This window comes from Pseudomonas sp. FFPRI_1 (genome assembly GCF_055384485.1).
Genome location: NZ_AP029168.1, coordinates 6,494,107 through 6,514,779 on the forward strand (window position 1 = coordinate 6,494,107; position 20,673 = coordinate 6,514,779).

Sequence of the window (20,673 nt, forward strand, 5' to 3'; positions counted from 1 at the left end):
GGTGAAATACTTAATCCTAGTAGTTATCTACAATAGATCCCTTAAGGACTCACAAAGCATTCGCTCACTAATTGAGTCCCTTTCGACGTTAGAAGGCTCAACGTTCTTTATTTGGGATAATAGTCTCGAGAGACAACCAGAAAACGAACTAGATTGGTTTCAAAAAGAAACGCACAAAAACAACTTCATCTACAAACACACATCACAAAACACAAGTCTTTCAGAAATATACAATACCTTTACAACGCTCACTCCACAAAAGCACGACTTCATCATACTGCTTGATCACGACACATCTTTCGATTCGCAGTTATTTGACGCCCACAAAAAAGCACTTAAATCCTGCGACCCCGTTAATCTTTACCTTCCCATCGTCAAATTCAAAGACAAGATCGTCAGCCCTGGCAAACAGCTTTTATTCAAGAGTCTCCCCTACAAACACTTGAACCCAGGCTTAACCGCGTCAAGGCATAATACTGCGATCAACAGTGGAATGATTATTCGATGGTCATACTTCACCGGAATCTTCAAGGGGTATGATAAAAGACTTAAGTTTTATGGAACCGATGACTACTTCATGATGGAGTATCGCAAAACCAACAAGTACTTCTATTTACTTGATTACACTATCCATCATGATCTGACCTGTAACCCGGACGCTGATGACATTTATAAATTCAAGGCTAGTTTTCAAGAAGCGCAGAAATCTTTTTTAATTTTGCACAGCAACGGCCGCCCCCTCTCAATGGCCGGCCTTGTAGTTTTTATTCGACGATTGAAGCACACGATAAAATTTAAAATCAGCTTTTTCAATTGATTGACTCTTAGTAAAAACACTCTGCTGCCTGTCAGCTCCATCAGAGTGCATAGGAACCTATATGGGATCTGATACAAATAACAAAATAAGGATTTTGACCTTTTTAGGTTACTATCTTCCAGGCTATAAGGCTGGCGGCCCACTGCGCACACTAGCCAACATGGCTGATCACCTCAGCGAGTTTTTTGAGTTCTGGATCATTACCCGTGACCGGGACCAAGATGAACCCTTGGCCTATGACTCAGTTTCCGTCAATACTTGGCAAAAAGTAGGTAATGCCAATGTCTACTATCTATCCCCAGAGTGTTGTACGGTACGAGGCATAGCCAGAGTAGTAGCTTCAACGCCTCATGATGTTGTTTACCTTAATAGTTTCTTCGATCCGAACTTCACGTTGAAGCCTTTACTGGGGTGGAAATTTCTAAAGTCGACTGACAAACCGATTATTCTGGCACCGCGTGGCGAATTCTCAGAGGGTGCTTTGAGTATCAAAAGCACAAAAAAGAGCCTATATATAAATACACTTTCCTGGCTATACCGAGGAATTACATTCCATGCGTCTAGCCAATATGAAAAAAATGACTCTTTACGTAGCCTACCGTGGCTATTGAGCGATGATATTTCTGTAGCGATCGATCTTTCAGCAAAGCCAGACCGGGCTATTCCAGTACCGCTAACAAACTCAGACGACTCGTTTATAAAAATTATTTTTTTATCTCGAATATGTCGAATGAAAAATCTGGACTATGCCCTATCTGTACTGAGCCAAGTTACCAAAACAATAAAGTTTGACATTTATGGTCCCAAGGAGGATCTGGACTACTGGACTGAATGTGAGTCTTATATTCGTCTGCTTCCAGCCAATATCCATGTCGAGTACCGCGGCAATGTAATGCCCGAAGACGTAAAAGAGACCTTCGCGGCCTATGATCTTTTTTTCTTCCCTACTAAAGGGGAAAATTACGGTCATGTGATCGCAGAATCTATTAGCGTAGGGACTCCCGTATTGCTGAGCGATCAAACGCCTTGGCGAAACCTTGAGGAGGAATGCCTGGGCTGGGATCTCCCGCTGGATGACCCTCTTCAGTTTGCAAAAACCATAGATAGATTCGCATCGATACCAAAAGATGAACGGCAGTCGCAACGAGTAACCGTCTATGAAAAGGCTCTTGAAAAACTCTCTGACAACACAGCCATCGAAGCAAATAAACAGCTGTTCCTTTCTGTTCTCAAAGACAGGAAGAACTGACAATGCGGATCTTGATGTTAAGTCAGTATTTCTACCCAGAAAGCTTCATCATTAACGACATCGTTTCGAACTTGGTGAAGCAAGGCCATGAAGTGACGGTTGCCACAGGCAAGCCTAACTATCCGGAAGGTAGGGTTTTCAACGGTTATACCGCACGCGGTGTAAAGCGTGAAAAATTCCAGGACACTGTAGAGGTGGTTCGAGTACCCCTATGGCCACGCGGCTCTGGCGGAGCCAAGAACCTCACACTCAATTACCTCTCGTTCATGTTCCTGGGGTTGATATGTTTTCCTTGGTTGCTGCGCAAGCGCCAATTCGACGCGATCCTGGTGTTCGCCCCCTCTCCGGTCACTCAAGCGGTTCCTGCGATTCTGCTCAAGTGGATCAAAGGTGCAAAACTGGCTCTATGGGTGCAGGACTTGTGGCCTGAAAGTCTCTCTGCTACGGGCTTCGTCAAAAATCGCTATTTGCTCAAAGCCGTGGGCTGGATGGTTAAGGCGATCTATCGTTGCTGCGACATTCTGTTGGTTCAATCAAAAGCCTTCATCAATCCGGTAGCGCAATACGTCGATAGAAAAAAAATCACTTACTATCCCAACTCTTTTGACCCGGGGACTGCCTCTACAGCCTTGATTCCCGACTCGCTTGGTCATTTGCTTGATCAACACTTCTGTGTGGTTTTCGCCGGTAACCTCGGAACAGCGCAAGCGTTAGACACTTTGCTGCAGGCTACGAGTGAACTACGCGACGACCCATCGATTCGTCTGGTCTTGATCGGCAGCGGCAGTCGTTTGGAGTGGCTCGAGAGTCAAAAAGAATCCCTTGGGCTGGACAATCTGGTCTTGCCCGGGCGCTTTCCTATGGAGAGCATGCCGCAGATTTTCGAGCGGGCCTCGGCACTGTTGGTTTCGCTGACGGATGAGCCCATCTTTGCCCAGACGATCCCGAGTAAGATACAGGCCTACCTGGCGGCCGGGCGGCCGATCATTGCCAGCATCAACGGTGAAGGGGCTCAGATCATCGTCGACTCAGGAGCAGGATTCGCCTCTGCGGCGGAGGAGGTGCAGCCATTGGTCGAGAACATAAGGCGCCTGAAGGCACTCCAGGTAGCCGATCGAGAGGCCATGGGCCATGCGGCACGAGCATATTTTGATGAACACTTCGACATGACTCGGCAGGTTTCAGCCTTGGTGGATCTGCTCGAACACGACTCAGAAAGTAAGGTTGGCTGAAATGAAAGTATTGGTTCTTGGCGTCACAGGTATGCTCGGACAAGCAGTGTTTCGCATATTCAACAGTGACACTGAGCACGAAGTCTGGGGCACCTTGCGTAACGCCTCAGCCCTTCGGCACTTTCCCGAACCCTGTTACTCGCATTTGATCACCGGAGTGGATGTACTGGACCAGGACGCCTTGGCCCTGACATTGGCGAAGATCCGCCCAGATGTAGTGATCAATTGCGTGGGCCTGATCAAACAACTGGCCGATGCCAATGACCCGCTGACAGCCTTGCCCATCAATGCGATGTTACCGCACCGGCTCGCGCGCTTGTGTGCCCTGGTGGGAGCACGACTGATACATGTAAGTACCGATTGCGTGTTCTCCGGACGCAAAGGTGGATACCTGGAATCAGACATCTCTGATGCTGAGGATCTGTACGGCAAATCCAAGTACATTGGCGAACTTCATGACGAGCCCCATGCGATCACTCTACGTACCTCGATTATCGGTCATGAACTGAGTTCGAATTACGCTCTAATTGATTGGTTCCTGAGTCAGCAAGGTAGCGTCAAAGGCTTTTCCAAGGCCATATTCTCTGGCCTGCCCACGGTGGAGCTGGCACGGCTGATGAAGGACTACGTTCTCCCCCACCCACAACTCTGTGGGTTGTATCATGTTGCCGCCGCGCCGATTAACAAGTTGGATCTACTGAAGATGGTGGCCAACGAATATGACCATCGGATAGAGATCCGCCCGGATGAGGCATTGGTTATCGACCGCTCACTCAATGCTCAGCGCTTCCATGAGGCTACCGGGTATGTTGCAGCCCCATGGCCAGAGCTGATCCAAGCGATGCACAGCCATCGCTAGGGCGATTGCAAAGATCACTCCCCCACGGGTAGTTGACCGATATTTTTTCCTGACCCATTCCTGGGTTTATACGATTTGGAAGGTTTTATGTTCAACGACAAGGTATTGATGATCACCGGTGGCACCGGATCATTTGGTCATACGGTGTTGCGACGTTTCCTCAATACCGACGTGCGCGAAATTCGTATTTTCTCCCGCGACGAGAAGAAGCAGGAGGACATGCGTATTGCCTTGGCCAATGACAAGGTCAAATTCTACATTGGCGACGTACGTGATCCGGACAGCCTGCGACAAGCCATGGTTGGCGTGGATTATGTCTTCCACGCCGCGGCGCTCAAACAAGTGCCTTCTTGCGAGTTTTATCCAATGGAGGCCGTACGCACCAACGTTCAGGGTACGGAGAACGTACTCAATGCCGCAATCGCCAGCGGCGTGAAGCGGGTGGTGGTACTGAGCACCGACAAAGCGGTATACCCGATCAACGCCATGGGGATCTCCAAAGCCATGGCCGAGAAGCTCATGGTTGCCAAATCGCGAATGATTCCCGAGGGCGGCACCGTCATCTGTGCCACCCGCTACGGTAACGTAATGGCCTCCCGAGGCTCGGTCATCCCACTGTTCGTCGAGCAATTGCGCAAGGGTGAACCCCTGACAGTGACGGACCCGCAAATGACCCGTTTCCTCATGTCCCTGGAAGACTCGGTGGACTTGGTGCTGCATGCCTTCGAGCACGGTTTGCAGGGTGATCTGTTCGTACAGAAAGCGCCCGCCTCGACCGTGGGCGAACTGGCCCAGGCACTCAAGGAGTTGTTTAGCCTCGACAGTCCAGTGCGAGTCATCGGTACTCGTCATGGCGAAAAACTCTATGAGTCGCTGGTTTCACGCGAAGAAATGGCCAAGGCTGAGGATATGGGCCGGTATTACCGGATTCCTGCAGACAATCGCGACCTGAATTACAAGAAGTACTTTGTCGAAGGTGAGGAAAAGATATCCGAACTCGACGATTACACCTCACACAACACAGAACGGCTGGACGTCCCCGGCATCAAGCAACTGCTGCTCAAACTGGACTACATCAAGGAGCAGCTCAATGCTTAAAGTCATGACGCTGGTCGGTACCCGTCCTGAGTTGATCAAGATGAGCCGGGTGATTGCTGAGCTGGATAAACAGGTCAATCACGTTCTGGTGCATTCAGGGCAGAACTACGACTACGAATTGAACCAGGTGTTTTTCGACGATCTGGAAATCCGTAAACCGGATCATTTCCTAGGTGCAGCAGGTGAAACGGCCGCACAGACCATCGCCGAGGTCATCGCCAAGGCCGATCAGGTGTTCGAGCTCGAGCAGCCCGACGCCTTGCTACTCTATGGCGACACCAACACCTGCCTTGCGGTGATTGCCGCCAAACGACGCAAGATTCCGGTGTTCCACATGGAAGCCGGTAACCGCTGTTTCGACCAGCGTGTACCCGAAGAGTTGAACCGCAAGGTGCTGGATCATCTTTCCGACATCAACATGGTGCTGACCGAACATGCCCGGCGCTATCTGATCGCCGAAGGCATCCGCCCGGAAACCATCATCAAGACCGGCTCGCACATGCAGGAAGTCCTCGACTACTACATGCCCAAGATCCTCACCTCAGAGGTACTTGAACGCAGCGGCCTGGAAGCCGGGAAGTTCTTTATTGTCAGCGCCCATCGTGAGGAGAATGTCGACACTCCAGACAACCTTCGTGATCTGTTGGCGAGCCTTCGGGCCTTGGCCGACGAATATGGCTACCCTCTGATCGTCTCCACCCACCCGCGCACCCGAAAACGCCTCGAGGCCCTGGGTGAATCGCTGGATCACCCGTTGATTCGCTTTGTCAAACCCTTCGGGCTATTGGATTACATCAAGCTGCAGATGTCGGCCTTCTGTGTCCTGTCCGACAGCGGCACTATCACTGAGGAAGCCTCGCTGCTCAATCTGCCGGCGGTGACGTTGCGCAACGCCCATGAGCGGCCAGAGGGAATGGATGAAGGGACCTTGATCATGAGCGGGCTGGACAAGGCATCGATACTGGCTGCGGTGAAGGTCATCACGGCACAGCACGATGGCCGTAAACGGACGATTCCCCTGGTCCCCGACTACCAGGGCGGCCCCGTGTCGCTGCAGGTGGTTCGAGTGGTGCTCAGCTATACCGACTACATCAATCGCACGGTCTGGCGTAAAGCCTGACGCCCGGCCACTGCAAGCTAGAGCCTTCGCTCGCAAACCAACTGTTGATGCCTGCCCCCATCAACAGTTGGATTGTCCCCTTCCTCAAAACGCCAGTTGCAGCGTTTCCTTACCCTCCAGCGCCAGCAGGAACTGCTTGGCCTCAAGCCCGCCGGCAAACCCGGTGAGGCCTCCCGAAGCACCAATCACCCGGTGGCAGGGAGCAACGATCGAGATTGGATTCCGGCCATTGGCTGCACCCACAGCGCGCACCGCACTGGGGTTGCCGATCTGCCGGGCAATCTGGCTGTAGCTTCGGGTTTCACCAAAGGGAATAGTCAGCAACGCCTGCCAGACCTTGCGCTGGAACTCAGTGCCGACAAAATCCAGCTCAAGATCGAAACGCTCGCGAGTGCCAGCGAAATACTCCCTGAGCTGGCGTTCGGTCTCCAGCAACTGTGGATGCTCGCCCCCTTCCTCGAGCGGGCCGAGACGTACCCGGTTCTGCCGTTCACGTTCCCAGAGAATCGCGGCCAGCTTCGCCCCCCGGGCAACCAGGGTCAGTTGGCCTACGGGCGACGCCATCAATTTGAATACACAGGACATACGGGGCCTCCTTCGAGCCGCCAAGGGTATCACCCGAACCTTGCGGTTCGTCGCCTCCCTTTCTTCTGTACGCCCTCACTTTAAAGGCAGATTCCAGCGCAAGAACCACGTTTCTTGCGCTGGAATTCATTGCAGGTCAATCCAGACGCTGGCGAAGCCTCAGGCTAGTCTTCGTCGTCGATCACATAGCAGTTGTCGCTGCTGCTACGCCGACCATAGGGATCGATGATAAACGCCCCACGCCCCTGGCCGCATTCAAGCAGGTACACCGGCGACAGCTCCCGCTGCCGATCGATCTGCGCATTGAAACGCACGATATAGGCACCCAGCGAAATCGACACACATAGAATCAGCACCAGGCACAGCACCAACTGATCGGTATAGCTGGAGCGACCCTCATCAGAACGCACTGGCGACATAATCCGATCCTGCCCGTTCAACACTTTGCCCCATCAGCAACAAGCTCATGAAGCCTCTTTCCCCCAGGCGCACCAGGGGCGCCCCGGAAGGCAGGATGCAGACCATCAGGCCGAGGAAAATCAGAACCAGCAAGGTTCCTTTGATCACCGAAGACAGGTTCATGGCTGCGCCACGCTGTGGAATAAGAAGGCCTCAAGCTTAGACAGGAATGGGTTAACACCAGGTAAACATCAGCAGAAAAGCACCCGACTCCGCTATTCTTCGGCCCATTGAGCGACAAGGGTCCAAGAGGACGTTCCCGTGCATATTCAACTGCTATTGGTCGAGGACAACCTCGACCTGGCCAACACCGTCATCGAGTACCTGGAAATCAGCGGCATCGTCTGCGACCACGCCAGCAACGGCCAGACCGGCCTTAACCTGGCCCTCAGCCAGCACTACGACGTCATCCTGCTGGACATCATGCTGCCGCGCCTGGACGGCCAGCAGCTGTGCGCGCAATTGCGCCAGCAGGGCAGCCAGACACCGATTCTGATGCTCACCTCCCTGGACGCTCTGTCGGACAAGCTCGCCAGCTTTTCCGCCGGGGCCGACGATTACCTGGTCAAGCCCTTCGAACTGGCCGAGCTGGTGGCCAGGATCCGCGCCTTGAGCATGCGTCGCAGTGGTCAGGCCAGCCGTCTCCAAGTGGCCGACCTGGTGATGGAGCTGTCCACCCGCAAGGTCAGCCGCGCCGGGCAGGAACTGCACCTTTCACCCATCTGCTGGACCCTGCTGGAATGCCTGATGCGTGCCAGCCCCGAGCCGGTCACCCGGGAGCGACTCGAAGCAACGATCTGGGGCGACGATCCACCCGACAGCAACACCCTCAAGGTGCACATGCATCGCCTGCGTAAGACCGTGGACAAAGCCTTCGGCCACCCCCTGATCCACACCCTTCCGGGCATTGGTATACAGCTGAGGTCACATGCGTAACGGTCTGGGACTGAAATGGGTGATCAGCGGCAGCTTCCTGTTGCTGATTGCCGTGGTGCTGCTGATCTACAGCCTGCTATTGCCGGAATACAGCGTGCGCGGCCTGCTCTATACCGCCAGCGCCATGATGGAGGAGGAAGCCCAGTACTTCGCCCGGCACTACGAGAAGGATCCGAACACGCCACCGCCACACAACTATTTCTATACCAGCGTCATCGGCAAGGAGGCGCTGCCCGAGAAGATCCGCCAGATGCTGGACACCCCTCCGAGCCTGTCCTTTGGGGCCGTGCAAGTGTTCGGCGACCTGGAATCCGATGATGAGGACGAGGGCCGGGCGATCCTGGCCCAGCCCCTGGGCGACGGCAAGACCCTGTACATGTACGACGTCGACCATGACAAGGAGGAAGGCGGTGAGGTCGAGACCCCGCTGTCCGACGCCTACCTCGATCGTGAGCTGCGCGGTGTCAACTTCATCAGCCTGGCGGTGTTCGTGCCGGCGCTGATCATCATCGCCCTGCTGGTCTGGTGGCTGGTTCGGCCACTGGGCCGGCTGGCCGAGTGGTCCACCACCCTGAAGGACCCCGAGGCGGTGTCCAGCAAACGACCGAATTTCAGTTTCAAGGAGTTCAATATGCTCGCCGATGCCCTGGCCCAAAGCGTGCAGCAGGTCCAGGCCGCCAGCCTGCGTGAAGGCCGCTTGCTGCGCTATAAGGCACGCCTGCTGCGCTATACCAGCCATGAGCTGCGCACTCCGCTGGCGGTGCTCAAGGCCAACATCGAGTTGCTGACCCTGCAATCCGGTGGCGTTCTGCCCCCGCCGCTGCAACGCATCGAGCGCTCGGTGCTGAACATGCAGCGCATTGCCGAAACACTGTTGTGGATGAGCCGCGAGTTGCCCGAGCCCTTGCCCGAGGAAGCCATCGACATCAGCGGACTGGTCAACGAATTGATCGAGGAGCATCGCTACCTGATCGGCAAGCGGGATATTGAACTGAGTCTCGACATCAGCAGCAAGCCCTGCCGTCTGCCCCTGACCGCCTGCCGTATCGTGGTCGGCAACTTCCTGCGCAACGCTCTGCAATATGCCGATGAAGGCAGTGTCGAGATCCACTTCGAGTACCCGCGCCTGCGCATCGTCAACCGCATCCGCGAAGCCAAGCAGGTAGAGCCCTCCGACGACTTCGGCTATGGCCTGGGCCTGGAGCTGATGCGCCAGTTGTGCGCTCGGCTGAATTGGCAAATTGTGGTGCTGGCAGAAGAACAGCACTTTACCGTTACCCTGGATTTCGAGGCCACATCCACCATCGAACAGCCGCCCGGCCCGCTGGACACTCCGGAGCCAAGCGTCTGAGACGCACCAGAATCGCGCCTGCCGCGAGCCACCCGGCAAGCACGCCCCCGGCGCCCGCCAATCTGCGGCGGCTCCAGGCGCGTGGCGCCAGAGCGAGGAAATATATGCTCGCAAGCGATGAAAAAGCTGCCTATCCGTCGCCACTCGGCCCGTCGCTTGCAGGTATTGTTGAGGAACAAAAAACCCGCAGGGGACGCCGCCGCTATGTCGCGTGCCTGCATTGAGCGGACTGCAGTCCCCGTGATGCGTTCAGGCCCCGGAGCACCGCGCCCCGAACCCATCCCCTGCCCAGGCAAAGAACGAGGTTCGCTGTGGCTGCCTACAATCTGCGTCAACTGAAGTACTTCATCACTACCGTCGAATGTGGCAGCGTCGCCGAGGCGTCACGCAAGCTGTACATCGCCCAACCGTCGATCTCCACAGCCATCAAGGGCCTGGAAGACAGCTTCGGCGTGCAGTTGCTGATCCGCCATCACGCCCTCGGCGTCTCCCTGACTCCCAGCGGTGCGCGCTTCTACCGCAAGGCCCAGGAACTGCTGCGCATGGCCAAGGAATTCGAGCAGAACGCCCTGGCGGACAACGACGTGGTAGCCGGCCAGATCGACATCGGCTGCTTTGAAACCGTGGCGCCACTCTACCTGCCCCAATTGATTGCCGGATTCAGTGCACTCTACCCCGGAGTGGAGATTCGCATCCGCGACGGCGAACAGCAGGAACTGGTGCAAGGCTTGACCGGTGGCGCTTTCGACCTGGCGATCCTGTACGAACACGATCTGGACGCGACCATCGAGACCGAACCGCTGATGCCACCGCAACGCCCCTATGCGCTGCTGCCCGCCGACCACCGTTATGCCCGACAGGCTCAGGTGTCGCTGCGCGACCTGTGCCTGGAGCCGATGATCCTGCTGGACGTGCAACCGAGCCGGACCTATTTCGTCAGCCTGTTCGAAGAGCTGGGGTTGACCCCGCAGATCGCCTTCAGCTCACCGTCGATCGAGATGGTGCGAGGGATGGTGGGCCAGGGTTTCGGCTTCTCGATTCTGGTGACTCGCCCCCACTCGCCGTTCTCCTACGACGGCAAGCCGGTGGTCTGCGTGGACATCGTCGAAGAGGTCACGGGTTCCGGGCTGGTGGCCGCCTGGCTCAAGCGCGGGCAACTGACCAAGCCGGCCCGCCTGTTTGCCGACTACTGCAAGCAGCACCTGGCCCGCTGACCCCGGCAGCGGGCCAGTCGCGGCGCCAGCCTGGCGTCCCAGGCGCTACCCGAGCAACCCCAGTTCCTGGGCCCTGGCCACCGCCTGGGTGCGACGCTCCACCCCCAGCTTGCTGTTGATATGGCTGGCGTGGGTTTTCACCGTGTGCAAGGAAATGAACAGGCGCTCGCTGATTTCCTGGTTGGAACAACCCTGGGCGATCAACTGCAGCACCGAAAGCTCGCGGGAACTCAATGATTCGTTATGAACCACGGTCTCAGGCAACTCCCGGGACGCCGTCGGCAAGCGCTCCAGCAAGGCCTGGGTCAACACGGTGGGCGGATTGTGCTGCAACTGTTCGCGCACCCAGCAAGGTTGGCCACGAATCAACCCCTCGAAAGGTTGCACCGCGCCCCCCACCGCCGCCTCCAGGGCCTGGGCAAAATCCTGGCGTGCCGCTTGGCCACGTCCATCGGCCAGGAGCAGCGCGGTTTTCTGGGTCAGGGCCATCACGCTCAGCAACTGCCGACCACTGTGCTGACCATGCTCCACCAGCCGGCTCAAACGCTGCTCGGCCTTGGCCGACTCGCCCTTGATGCTCTCCAGCTGGGCCTGCTGCAGCTCGATGTGCAACGGCAGTTGGGGATGGAACTCCGGTGGCGCCGCGGCCTGTTCACCCGTGTAGGTCTGGCCCAGGCGGGCCAGCCAGGCTTCGGCGAGGTCGGTGCGCCCCTGGGCCAGCCAGAGCTCGCATTTCACCAGGGTGATCATTGCCAGGTAGTAGATCGGCGGCACGTCCCAGATGTGCATCAGGCGCTCAGCCTCCGCCAGTTCGGCGAAGGCCCGGGAAAACTCGCCGCGCAGGCCCTCCTGCTTGGCAATCACGCAGTGGCCGATCAGCACGCTGATATCACGGCAGGCACGAGCCTCCACCAGACCGGCCTGCAATCGCGCCAGGCCGGCTTCGGGCTGGGCCCGCAGGGTCAGCAGATAACCTTCGTACAGGGTCAAGCGGGCCCGCGCCGCGTACAGCCGCTGGGCCGACAAGCCTTGCAGCCGGCGCAGTCCCTGATGCACTTCCTCCTGTGCCCGCAACACCTCGCCCCGAGCTTGCAGGACCCGCGCCCGATCGTAATGGGCCAGGGCCTCGAACAACGGATTGCCGACTCGCTGCGCCAGCTCCAGCGACTCGCGGTTGAGGCTGCGGGCCCGCCACAGGTCGGCGTCGGCAATGGCCAGGTTGGACAAGGTCGACAGGCACATCAGGCGCTGCCCGTAACGTTTGTGGGGCAGGCTTTCCAGGGCTTCGCTGCAATAGGCCAGGGTCATCTCCCGCTGGCCGCGACCACGGGCAATGATCGCGCTCAAGGCCAACCATTGCGCCAGCATCGACTTCTGCGCAGTGGCCGAGGGAGCCGGCAGGAAACGGCTCAGGTGACTCGCCAGCTCCTCTGCCGCATCCAGCTGGCAGGCCAGGCCCAGGGCCCAGCTGTAGAGCACGATCAGCCGCGGGGTGCTGATCAGCAGGCTGTCGGGCAAGTCCATCTTCCAACGCAGCAGCATCCCGACATTCTGCTCCGCCAGCAGTTGCTCCTCCGACAGGTTCTGCACCAGGTTGGCCGCCACGTCCAGGTGCCCGGCGCGCAACGCCTGCTCTACCGCCTCATCGAGCAGCCCCTGGGTATTGAACCAGCGACAGGCGCGCAAATGCAGGCTGGCGGCCGGTACCAGGGGGTTGGCCGTGGGCCGGGAGCGCAGCAGGTCGGAGAACAGGTGGTGATAACGGTACCAGTGCCCGTGCTCATCCAGGGGCACCAGGAACACCTGGTGGGCCTGCAGAAAGCCCAGGATCTGAGCACTGTCATGGGCTTCACGCAGGGCATCGCAGAGTTCGGCACAAAATCGTTCCTGGAGCGCGGTGTCATACAAAAAGGCCTGGACCTCAGTGGGCAGGCAGTCGATGACCTCTTCGAGCAGGTAATCGCGGATCAGCCCTTCGCCACCATGCAGCCCCTGGGGCAAGCCGCCCATAGCGCCAGCCTCCGAGGCTGCCAGCAGCCAGAAGCGCAATCCGGCGACCCAGCCCTCGCTGCGCTGGATCAGGTTTTCCAGGGCTTCGCCACGCAGCGAGCTGCTGTGGCGATCCAGCAGGCTCAGGGATTCGTCATGGGTCAGGCGCAGGTCCTGTTCATGCAACTCCAGCAACTGCCGGGACAACCGCAACCGGGCCAGGTGCCAGTCCGGGCGCTGGCGGCTGGTTACCAATACCAGCAGGCCGTCGGGCAAGTGGTTGAGGAAAAACTGCAGGCAGCGATCCAGGACCGGCCCCTGGGCCAGGTGATAGTCATCCAGTACCAGCAGCAGAGGCGTGGTCCCGGACAGGTGAACCGCCAGTTCATCCAGCAGGCCGTCCAGCCACTCTTCAAACGCAAAGGGCTGGTGACGCTGGCGCATTTTCAACAGGCCCAGGGATTGCCGGCCCAACTGAGGAAAGTATTGCTGCAGCCCGGCCAACAGGCGCTCGAGAAAGCGCCCCGGGTCACTGTCGCGGCGGCTCAGCCCCAGCCACAGGCTCTGCCAGTGCCCGGGCAGGCCCTGGCAGAACTCCACCGCCAGCGAACTCTTGCCGAACCCGGCCGGAGCACAAACCAGCAACAGCCGCCCCTGCAACCCGCCACTCAAACGCTCGCAAAGACGCGGCCGCGGCACGTATCCGTCAGGCAGGGGGGGTCGATAAAAACGCCCTTCCAGCGCGGGAACCACCGTGCCGGCAGAGCGTTGCAGGGGTGACAGGTCAGTCATGGCCAACTCTTATAGGTGTAGGGTTGTCGGCGTAGCAGATGTCCGCAGACTAGCGGTAAAAAACCGCCTGTTGAAGATTTTTGCGACTTTTCGGGCGAAAAGACTGCGACCAAATTAGTCGGATAGCTCTTGGTGATAATTCGATATTTCTTATTTTTATGGGCTAAGTGGCTAATCACATTAAAGAAACCAGAATGCTTTCCCCCTGATTTTTGTGTGATCCATCCGAGACAAATCCTTTCGGCAAAAAAAAGCCCCGAACCAGTCGGGGCGATTTCCGAGGATGCGGCCTCTATTTACAGCGGATCAGCGAACCCCATCCTGACGCAGGGCGGCCGGGGTGAAGTCGCTGGTGGTGGCAGTGAAGCCGAAGTCATACGCCTGTTTCTCTTCGTTCTTCATGCCCAGTGCCAGGTAACGGCCGGACTGCAGGTCGTAGAGGGTTTCCAGGGCGTACCACGGTACTTGCTTGTCGTAGTAGTTCTCGGCATGGGCCTCGGCCACGCGCCACAGTTGGCCACGACCGTCGTAGTGGTCGATCACCGCCGCCTGCCAGGTGTCTTCGTCGATATAGAAGTCACGCTTGGCGTAGATGTGGCGCTGGCCTTCCTTCAAGGTGGCGACCACATGCCAGACCCGACGCAGCTCGTAGCGAGCCAGGTCCTGGTTGATGTGGCCGGCCTTGATGATGTCGGCGTACTTCAGGGTCGGCGAATCGAGCTTGTAGCTGTCGGAGGCGATGTACATCTCCTTCTTGCCTTCCAGCTTCCAGTCGTAGCGGTCCGGGGCACCGTTGTACATGTCCAGGTTGTCGGAGGTACGCAGGCCGTCGGCAGCAGTACCCGGTCCGTCATAGGAGACTTGCGGGGCACGGCGCACACGGCGCTGGCCGGCGTTGTAGACCCAGGCCGAACGCGGCTCCTTCACTTGGTCGAGGGTTTCGTGGACCAGCAGCACGCCACCGGCCAGACGCGCCGGAGCAGTGACCTTCTGCTTGAAGTAGAACAGGATGTTGCCCGGGTTCTTCGGATCGTAGTCCTTCATTTTGTCGCGGAACACGAACTGGTCCTGGAAGTACACCAGGCTGTAGGAGCCGTTGGCCTGTGGCGTCGCCTGGGTCACCAGACGGGTCACGCTGCCCCCGCGATAGCGGGTGATGTGGTTCCAGATGACTTCCACACCGCTCTTGGGAATCGGGAACGGAATCGCAGTCTCGAAGTTCTCCAGGCCGTTGCCGCCGGACACCAGGTTGGTGTTGGTGGCATTGCGCTTGATCGCGGCGAACACGTCAGCCGGCACGGTGGCCCCGCGATGGGACGGGTAGACCGGCATCTTGAAGGTTTCCGGGTAGCGCTTGAACATCGCGTACTGCCCCGGCGCCAACTTGTCCTTGTACTGCTCGACGTTCTGCGCGGTGATGGTGAACTGCGGCTGCTCGCTGCCATAGGGGTTGGACAGGAACCCCTTGCTGTCCACGGTGCCGGCATTGGTCGCCAGGGGCTTCCAGGCCGGAATGGTGCCGGCGGCGTTGCCGGCCATTTCCGCGCCCATTGGCGTCAGGCTGGTGCCCAGCTTGGCCGCTTCATCGGCCGAGACCGCAGCCATGACCCCGGTGGCCAGCAGTGACAGTCCCAGCACACCGACGTGCAACAGACTCTTGGTTATTTTCATAGTGTCGTTCTTCCTGAAAATACAGTGTGCTTAGAAGTTCACGCCAACGCTCAAGGCGAGGAAGTCCCGGTCATCCACGGTGCTGTAGTCGCCACCAAAGAAGTTGGTGTAGGCCAGGCTCGCGGTGTAGGTGTTCTGGTACTCGGCATCCAGCCCCAGGCTGATGGCCTTGCGACCTTCTTCGAAGTTGCCGCCAGGACCTGGCGAGTACCCCTTGACGTCATGGGACCAGGCCACGTTCGGCTTGAGGTTCACACCAGCGAACACATCCGGGTATTCCCAGATGGCACGGCCGCGGTAGCCCCAGGAGGTGGCGGTGGTGAAGCCATCGTTGTTGCAGTTGCTGCTGAGGTTGCTGGCATCTGCGCCCGGTCCTGCACCGGCGATGGTGGTGGAGTTGAGCCCGCGGCAAGTGTTCTGCCCGCCCGTGGTAGGCAGGGCGCCAGGCCCGAACACCGGGTCACGGCCGTAACGGACATCCGACTTGCTCTCAAGGCCGCCGACGTGGGTAACCCCGACCTCACCCACCAGAGTCAGGCGGCTGGCGCCCATGACCTGATCGAAGAAGTGGGTGAAGGTGGTCTGGAACTGAGTGATTTCCTTGCGGCGATAGCCATTGAGGTCCTGCCCCGCCACGCCCTCCAGCAGGGAGGCGTTGGCGTATGCACCCTTCAAGGGGCGAACGGCGGAATAGAGAATGTCGGTGGAGTTGAGTTGCACCGGCGCATTCGGCCGGTAGCTGATTTCGCCGCTCCATGCCGTCCCCGTAGGCAGCGTGGTGGAGAAACTCAAGCCATACAGACGAATATCCTCTGGGTACTCAACGAAGTATTTCGAGTTACCGGCGATCCACACCGGTGCCAGACTGCCGAAACCAGGGGCTATGTTGTAAGCCGATTGCGGGGCCGCCGTGGCGCTGAAGATCGGCGCACGGCTGTGATAGTTCATGAAGTAGGCGCCGAACTCAGTGTCCAGCGGCTCGTAGTTGTAATGGAACGCGGCACCGAACTGACCGCTGTCACGGGCATCGCGGTCGCCACTGCGGCGGACCAGCGTCCCCTCTTCGTTGACGTCGACGCCCCGCGCCTGCATCGCAGCCAGGGCCGCACGGCCCGGGGCCGTGGCAGTGATGGTCGAACGCTTGGCCAGCAGTCGCAGGTTATCGTTGCAACCATCGGAAATATTGTCCGGCTGGGAGAAGAAGGTGCCGCAGTTATCGGTAACGGTCTGGTCCCACTCCAACTGGTAGAACGCTTCGGCCGACAGGTTCTCGGTGAGGTTCTGGGAGATGTAGAACATGTTGACCGGGATCAGGCCTTCCTTGACCTCGGCGCCAGGACGGCGGAACGCCGACACATCGATGGGGTTGATCGAGTTGATGCCGCCGCCGATGAAGGTACTTTCGCCCCAGCTCACCACCTGCTTACCGAAACGCACGGAGCCCGGCTCATCGGCAATGGAGTAGTTGTGATAGATGAAGGCATCGAGAATCTGCCCGCCGGACGACTTGGCGCCTTCCTTGCGGCCGTCATTGCTGACGTTCTTGAAGTCCAGGTCTTCGTCCTGGAGCTTGAAGTCATACCAGTACTTGCCACGGACAAACACACCGGTATCGCCGTACTTCAATTCCAGGTCATGGATACCCTTGAAGATCTTCGAGAAGGTCTGGCCCTTGTTGAAGTTCAAGTGGCCGTCATCGGTGGTCTGGGACAGGCCCTTGCCGCCGTTGTTGACCCCGATCAGGTCCTTGTTGCGCCCGGCGGTCGACCAACTGGCCCCCACCGACAGGGACGAATCGAAGCTGCCTTCGATTTCACCGATGTTGAAGCTGACGCCGAATGCCGGCCCGGCGAGCGTAGAGGCGAGACCGACGGCCAGGGGCAGTTTCGCCCGGCGCCAGAACTGGTTTGCTGATGTCATCGACGCTACTCCATGTGCATTATTGTTATGGCAGTACGTTCTTCTGAAAACGCCTCGAATACCGGGCTGCCAACAGCGACCCCAGGCCCGAAGTTGCGCGGCACTAGCCCCCCGCAATGCTCCGTTGTTCAGAAAAATCCGTGAACGGACTATATCCAGCAGGGATTACTGCTTGATCCCTCTAAAGTGTGATTTGCAGCCACCCACCGCACTGGAACAGCCCTTTGCCATAACCTTTGAAAAACGGCGCGGCAAGAATGACTGAAAAATCCATGAGCACAAGGCAAAGGCTTGCTGGGTGGGCATGCCGTGCCCGAGCGGGCACGGCCGGGGACGCTCAGAGCGTGGAGAGGAAGGTGCTGTTGCTGGCTTGCCACTCGCTGATGTCGACGCGGATGCGCTTCTTGTCGAGCTTGCCAACGCTGGTCTTGGGAATTTCCGTAACAAGGGCGATCTGGCTGGGGATCGCCCATTTGCTCAAGTGCCCCAGTTCGACGAACGGCTTGAGGTGTTCCTTGAGCTCGCGGGCGCCAATCTCATGGCCTTCGCGAATCACCAGCAAGGCGAACGGGCGCTCGCCCCATTGCGGATCGGCGATGCCCACCACTGCTACCTCACGTACCGCCGCGTGGCGGCTGATGAGGTCTTCCAGGTCCAGGGAGGAGATCCATTCGCCACCGGTCTTGATCACGTCCTTGATCCGGTCACGGATGTCGATCACCCCCATGCTGTCCAGGGTCGCCACATCGCCGGTATGTAGCCAACCGCCCTCCCAGAGCTCCGCGCCCTTTTGCGGTTCGTTGAAGTAGCCTTCGGTCAACCAGGGCGCCCGCAGCACCAGCTCGCCCTGGGACTCGCCGTCCGCCGGGAGGAAGTTGCCCTCGGCATCGACGATCGCCGCCTCCACCAGCGGGCCCGGTACCCCGGCCTTGATCCGGTAGGTGGTGCGCTCGTCTTCGCTGCCCGCCATCAACTCGTCGTTGAGGTGGGCGCAGGACACCAGCGGGCCGGTTTCCGACATGCCGTAGGCCGCCGTCAGTTGAATCCCCTTGGCCTTGGCGGCTTCGTACAGCCCGCGGTTCAGCGCGCTGCCGCCGATGACGATCTTCCAGCCACCGAAATCGGTGCCCTGGGCCGCCTTGGCATTGAGCACCATCTGCAGGATCGTCGGCACGCAGTGGGAAAAGGTGACCTTCTCCCGGCGCCACAGCTCCACCAGGTATTCCGGGTCGTAGCGCCCGGGATAGACCTGCTTGAGCCCAAGCATGGTGGCCACGTAAGGCAAGCCCCAGGCATGCACGTGGAACATCGGGGTAATGGGCATGTATACGTCGTTGGTGCCCAGCAGCCGCACGCTGTCGATCGAGCCCATGATGGTCGACACGCCCATGGTGTGCAGCACCAGCTGGCGGTGGGTGAAGTACACGCCCTTGGGATTGCCGGTGGTACCGGTGGTGTAAAACGTCGTGGCCACCGAGTTCTCGTCAAAATCCTCGAAGTCATACCGCGGGCTGGCCGCCGCCAGCAGGGTCTCGTACTCGCCCACGAGGTTCGGCAGGTCGGCGGTTTTCTCCGGAGCATCGGTGAGCAGCAGGGTCTTCTCTACCGTGGTCAGGTGCCCGGCGAGCGCCTGATACAGCCCGACAAACTCACTGTTGACCAGCACGAAGCGGTCCTCGGCGTGGTTCATGGTGTAGAGGATCTGTTCCGGCGAGAGGCGCACGTTGATGGTGTGGATCACCGCGCCGATCATCGGGATGGCGAACATGCACTCCAGATAGCGATGGCTGTCCCAGTCCATCACCGCCACGGTATCCCCGGCCTTGACCCCGGCCGCGGTCAGCACGTTGGCCAGGCGGGCCACGCGCTCGATCAGGGTCGGATAGGTGTAGCGCAACTGGTCGCGATAGATGATCTCGCGGGTTTTCTCGTAACGGCTGCCGGACATCAGCAGCCGCTTGATCAGAAGTGGGTATTGGTAGGCGCCTTCGGCGGGGGGAATAACGCGAGTCTGCAACATAAGAATCCCTTTTCTGACGGCTCGGTCGTGACTGGAGGATAACCACTCTAGAGCTCCCGTGCGCCCGCTAAATCAGCCAAAGGGATGATTTGCAGAGCCGTACAAATACTAGCTTCAGGCCAGCATTGTTACGGCCCTGCGAGACCTCAAGCGCTTTGCCCCACCGCCGCTTCCGCCGGGGTGCGGGGAAAGGCCAGCGCCGCGGCAAAAGTCAGTGCCGCGAACCCCGCCAGAATCAGATACAGGCCGTTCAGGCCCTGGCGCGGTTCCACCACAGCGATCAACGGAATCGCCGTGGCACTGGCGCCGAACGACAGGCAGTAACGCAAGGCGAAGACCCGCGACTGCCACTGGGGCGCAACGAAATTGGCGACCATGGCATCGTTTACCGTGACCTGGCCGAACACCACGAACATGAAGGCCGCCCCCAGGACGATCACACTCCAGCCCTGGCTGTCGGCCATCGCCAGCAGCAACGGGGCCTGGAGCAGGGTCAGGATGATGAACGGCCACTTCAGGCTGAAGCGGTGCAACACCCGGCCAATCAACAACTGCGCCACTGCACCGAAGGCGTAGGCCAGGCTGACCACCACCCCCAGTGTCTGTGGCGAGGTGAACAACTCATGCAGGCGTTCCTGGAACAGTTTCGGGTAGGTCATGGTGGTGGCGTTGAACACCACGCCGCCGGTAGCCGTGGCCAGGGCCAGCACGCCAAACACCAGGAACATGGAGATCTGCTGTCCGCCCTTGCCCTTGAGCGGTACATGGGCGCGCACGGGGATCGGCTCGTCACGCACCTGCAAGGCAAAACCAATGCCCAGAAGGATCGCCACGCTCCCCGGCAGGATGAACGCCGAGCGCCAGCCGAACTGCGCCACCAGCAAGCCGGTGATCAAGGCCGAGAAGGCCACGCCAAGGTTGCCCCACATGCCGTTGATACCGATCTCGCGCCCGCGATTCTGCGCATAGGCCACTAGCATCGCGGTGCCTACCGGGTGATAGATAGCGGCGAAGACCCCCATCAGGGTCAGACCGATCACCAGCATGGTCGGGCTGTTGCTGAGCCCCGTGAGGATCGAGGCGCCGCCAATGCCGAAGAAAAACAGCAACATCATCTGCCGCCGGCTCCAGTGGTCCCCCAGCCAGCCGGCGGGTAGCGAACAGGCGCCAAAAGCAATGAAACCGCCCAGGGACAGGCCGATCAGCGCCGCATAGTCCAGGCCAAAGGCCTGGGTCATGCCCAGCACAGCAGCGGGAAAGATCAGCATGAACATGTGATCGATGACATGGGCGGCGTTGACGTAGCGGATCACGTTGCGGGCTTGATTCATGGCGATACACCAAGGTGGGTTGTTGTGCCG

General features: G+C 58.7%; 17 protein-coding genes. 9 read left to right on the forward strand and 8 right to left on the reverse strand.

Annotated features, from left to right (window positions below):
- Position 1: 1 nt before the first annotated feature.
- The 6 genes from ACZ5BO_RS29030 (at position 2) to wecB (ending at position 6,375) form a co-directional block, all read left to right on the forward strand.
- Positions 2-817, forward strand: a complete 816-nt coding sequence (locus ACZ5BO_RS29030; RefSeq protein ID WP_464697177.1) for a glycosyltransferase family protein — start codon at positions 2-4, stop codon at positions 815-817.
- A 61-nt stretch (positions 818-878) separates the two neighbouring features.
- Positions 879-2,066, forward strand: coding sequence for a glycosyltransferase family 4 protein (locus ACZ5BO_RS29035; protein WP_464697178.1), 1,188 nt, complete (start codon positions 879-881; stop codon positions 2,064-2,066).
- A 2-nt stretch (positions 2,067-2,068) separates the two neighbouring features.
- On the forward strand, positions 2,069-3,298 hold the full coding sequence (locus ACZ5BO_RS29040; RefSeq protein WP_464697180.1) for a glycosyltransferase family 4 protein: 1,230 nt from the start codon (positions 2,069-2,071) through the stop codon (positions 3,296-3,298).
- Position 3,299: 1 nt separating this feature from the next.
- On the forward strand, positions 3,300-4,157 hold the full coding sequence (locus tag ACZ5BO_RS29045; RefSeq protein ID WP_464697182.1) for a dTDP-4-dehydrorhamnose reductase family protein: 858 nt from the start codon (positions 3,300-3,302) through the stop codon (positions 4,155-4,157).
- Between the two features lie 87 nt (positions 4,158-4,244).
- Complete coding sequence (locus ACZ5BO_RS29050; RefSeq protein WP_464697184.1) at positions 4,245-5,255, forward strand: polysaccharide biosynthesis protein; 1,011 nt, start codon at positions 4,245-4,247, stop codon at positions 5,253-5,255.
- Positions 5,248-6,375: a non-hydrolyzing UDP-N-acetylglucosamine 2-epimerase gene (wecB, locus tag ACZ5BO_RS29055; RefSeq protein ID WP_464697186.1), complete on the forward strand. Its 1,128-nt coding sequence runs from the start codon at positions 5,248-5,250 to the stop codon at positions 6,373-6,375. The genes ACZ5BO_RS29050 and wecB overlap by 8 nt, the downstream gene beginning before the upstream one ends.
- Positions 6,376-6,459: 84 nt before the next feature.
- On the opposite strand, the gene ACZ5BO_RS29060 is transcribed toward wecB, so the two are convergent.
- From ACZ5BO_RS29060 to ACZ5BO_RS29070, 3 genes are all read right to left on the reverse strand, one after another.
- Positions 6,460-6,960 (reverse strand): methylated-DNA--[protein]-cysteine S-methyltransferase, encoded by a 501-nt coding sequence (locus ACZ5BO_RS29060; RefSeq protein ID WP_025129435.1) that lies wholly within the window; start codon positions 6,958-6,960, stop codon positions 6,460-6,462.
- Positions 6,961-7,124: 164 nt separating this feature from the next.
- Positions 7,125-7,379 carry a hypothetical protein gene (locus ACZ5BO_RS29065; RefSeq protein WP_464697188.1) on the reverse strand — a complete coding sequence of 85 codons (255 nt, stop codon included), beginning with the start codon at positions 7,377-7,379 and terminating at the stop codon, positions 7,125-7,127.
- On the reverse strand, positions 7,360-7,542 hold the full coding sequence (locus ACZ5BO_RS29070; protein ID WP_464697189.1) for a hypothetical protein: 183 nt from the start codon (positions 7,540-7,542) through the stop codon (positions 7,360-7,362). The genes ACZ5BO_RS29065 and ACZ5BO_RS29070 overlap by 20 nt, the downstream gene beginning before the upstream one ends.
- Before the next feature lie 138 nt (positions 7,543-7,680).
- On the opposite strand from ACZ5BO_RS29070, the gene ACZ5BO_RS29075 reads away from it, so the two are divergent.
- The 3 genes from ACZ5BO_RS29075 to ACZ5BO_RS29085 all read left to right on the forward strand — a co-directional run bounded on the left by ACZ5BO_RS29075 (position 7,681) and on the right by ACZ5BO_RS29085 (position 10,920).
- Entirely contained in the window at positions 7,681-8,355 is a 675-nt protein-coding gene (locus ACZ5BO_RS29075; RefSeq protein WP_464697191.1) for a response regulator transcription factor, read from the forward strand.
- On the forward strand, positions 8,348-9,706 hold the full coding sequence (locus tag ACZ5BO_RS29080) for a sensor histidine kinase (protein WP_464697193.1): 1,359 nt from the start codon (positions 8,348-8,350) through the stop codon (positions 9,704-9,706). The genes ACZ5BO_RS29075 and ACZ5BO_RS29080 overlap by 8 nt, the downstream gene beginning before the upstream one ends.
- A 311-nt stretch (positions 9,707-10,017) precedes the next feature.
- Positions 10,018-10,920 carry a LysR substrate-binding domain-containing protein gene (locus ACZ5BO_RS29085; RefSeq protein WP_025129430.1) on the forward strand — a complete coding sequence of 301 codons (903 nt, stop codon included), beginning with the start codon at positions 10,018-10,020 and terminating at the stop codon, positions 10,918-10,920.
- Between the two features lie 45 nt (positions 10,921-10,965).
- On the opposite strand, the gene ACZ5BO_RS29090 is transcribed toward ACZ5BO_RS29085, so the two are convergent.
- The 5 genes from ACZ5BO_RS29090 to ACZ5BO_RS29110 form a co-directional block, all read right to left on the reverse strand.
- The gene (locus tag ACZ5BO_RS29090; protein ID WP_025129429.1) at positions 10,966-13,701 is read right to left on the reverse strand and encodes a winged helix-turn-helix domain-containing protein; all 2,736 of its coding nucleotides are present in this window, start codon (positions 13,699-13,701) and stop codon (positions 10,966-10,968) included.
- Between the two features lie 306 nt (positions 13,702-14,007).
- The gene (locus ACZ5BO_RS29095; RefSeq protein ID WP_025129428.1) at positions 14,008-15,372 is read right to left on the reverse strand and encodes a DUF1329 domain-containing protein; all 1,365 of its coding nucleotides are present in this window, start codon (positions 15,370-15,372) and stop codon (positions 14,008-14,010) included.
- A 30-nt stretch (positions 15,373-15,402) separates the two neighbouring features.
- Entirely contained in the window at positions 15,403-17,292 is a 1,890-nt protein-coding gene (locus tag ACZ5BO_RS29100; protein WP_025129427.1) for a DUF1302 domain-containing protein, read from the reverse strand.
- Positions 17,293-17,629: 337 nt separating this feature from the next.
- Positions 17,630-19,312 (reverse strand): fatty acid--CoA ligase, encoded by a 1,683-nt coding sequence (locus tag ACZ5BO_RS29105; protein WP_464697196.1) that lies wholly within the window; start codon positions 19,310-19,312, stop codon positions 17,630-17,632.
- A 146-nt stretch (positions 19,313-19,458) separates the two neighbouring features.
- Positions 19,459-20,643, reverse strand: a complete 1,185-nt coding sequence (locus tag ACZ5BO_RS29110) for an MFS transporter (protein WP_464697198.1) — start codon at positions 20,641-20,643, stop codon at positions 19,459-19,461.
- Positions 20,644-20,673: the final 30 nt, after the last annotated feature.

Bases quoted from the DNA above. Each gene is read 5' to 3' on its own strand.
- ACZ5BO_RS29035 (WP_464697178.1), top strand. From the start codon at position 879: ATGGGATCTGATACAAATAACAAAATAAGGATTTTGACCTTTTTAGGT.
- ACZ5BO_RS29040 (WP_464697180.1), top strand. From the start codon at position 2,069: ATGCGGATCTTGATGTTAAGTCAGTATTTCTACCCAGAAAGCTTCATC.
- ACZ5BO_RS29045 (WP_464697182.1), top strand. From the start codon at position 3,300: ATGAAAGTATTGGTTCTTGGCGTCACAGGTATGCTCGGACAAGCAGTG.
- ACZ5BO_RS29050 (WP_464697184.1), top strand. From the start codon at position 4,245: ATGTTCAACGACAAGGTATTGATGATCACCGGTGGCACCGGATCATTT.
- wecB (WP_464697186.1), top strand. From the start codon at position 5,248: ATGCTTAAAGTCATGACGCTGGTCGGTACCCGTCCTGAGTTGATCAAG.
- ACZ5BO_RS29060 (WP_025129435.1), bottom strand. From the start codon at position 6,960: ATGTCCTGTGTATTCAAATTGATGGCGTCGCCCGTAGGCCAACTGACC.
- ACZ5BO_RS29065 (WP_464697188.1), bottom strand. From the start codon at position 7,379: ATGTCGCCAGTGCGTTCTGATGAGGGTCGCTCCAGCTATACCGATCAG.
- ACZ5BO_RS29070 (WP_464697189.1), bottom strand. From the start codon at position 7,542: ATGAACCTGTCTTCGGTGATCAAAGGAACCTTGCTGGTTCTGATTTTC.
- ACZ5BO_RS29080 (WP_464697193.1), top strand. From the start codon at position 8,348: ATGCGTAACGGTCTGGGACTGAAATGGGTGATCAGCGGCAGCTTCCTG.
- ACZ5BO_RS29090 (WP_025129429.1), bottom strand. From the start codon at position 13,701: ATGACTGACCTGTCACCCCTGCAACGCTCTGCCGGCACGGTGGTTCCC.
- ACZ5BO_RS29095 (WP_025129428.1), bottom strand. From the start codon at position 15,372: ATGAAAATAACCAAGAGTCTGTTGCACGTCGGTGTGCTGGGACTGTCA.
- ACZ5BO_RS29100 (WP_025129427.1), bottom strand. From the start codon at position 17,292: ATGACATCAGCAAACCAGTTCTGGCGCCGGGCGAAACTGCCCCTGGCC.
- ACZ5BO_RS29105 (WP_464697196.1), bottom strand. From the start codon at position 19,312: ATGTTGCAGACTCGCGTTATTCCCCCCGCCGAAGGCGCCTACCAATAC.
- ACZ5BO_RS29110 (WP_464697198.1), bottom strand. From the start codon at position 20,643: ATGAATCAAGCCCGCAACGTGATCCGCTACGTCAACGCCGCCCATGTC.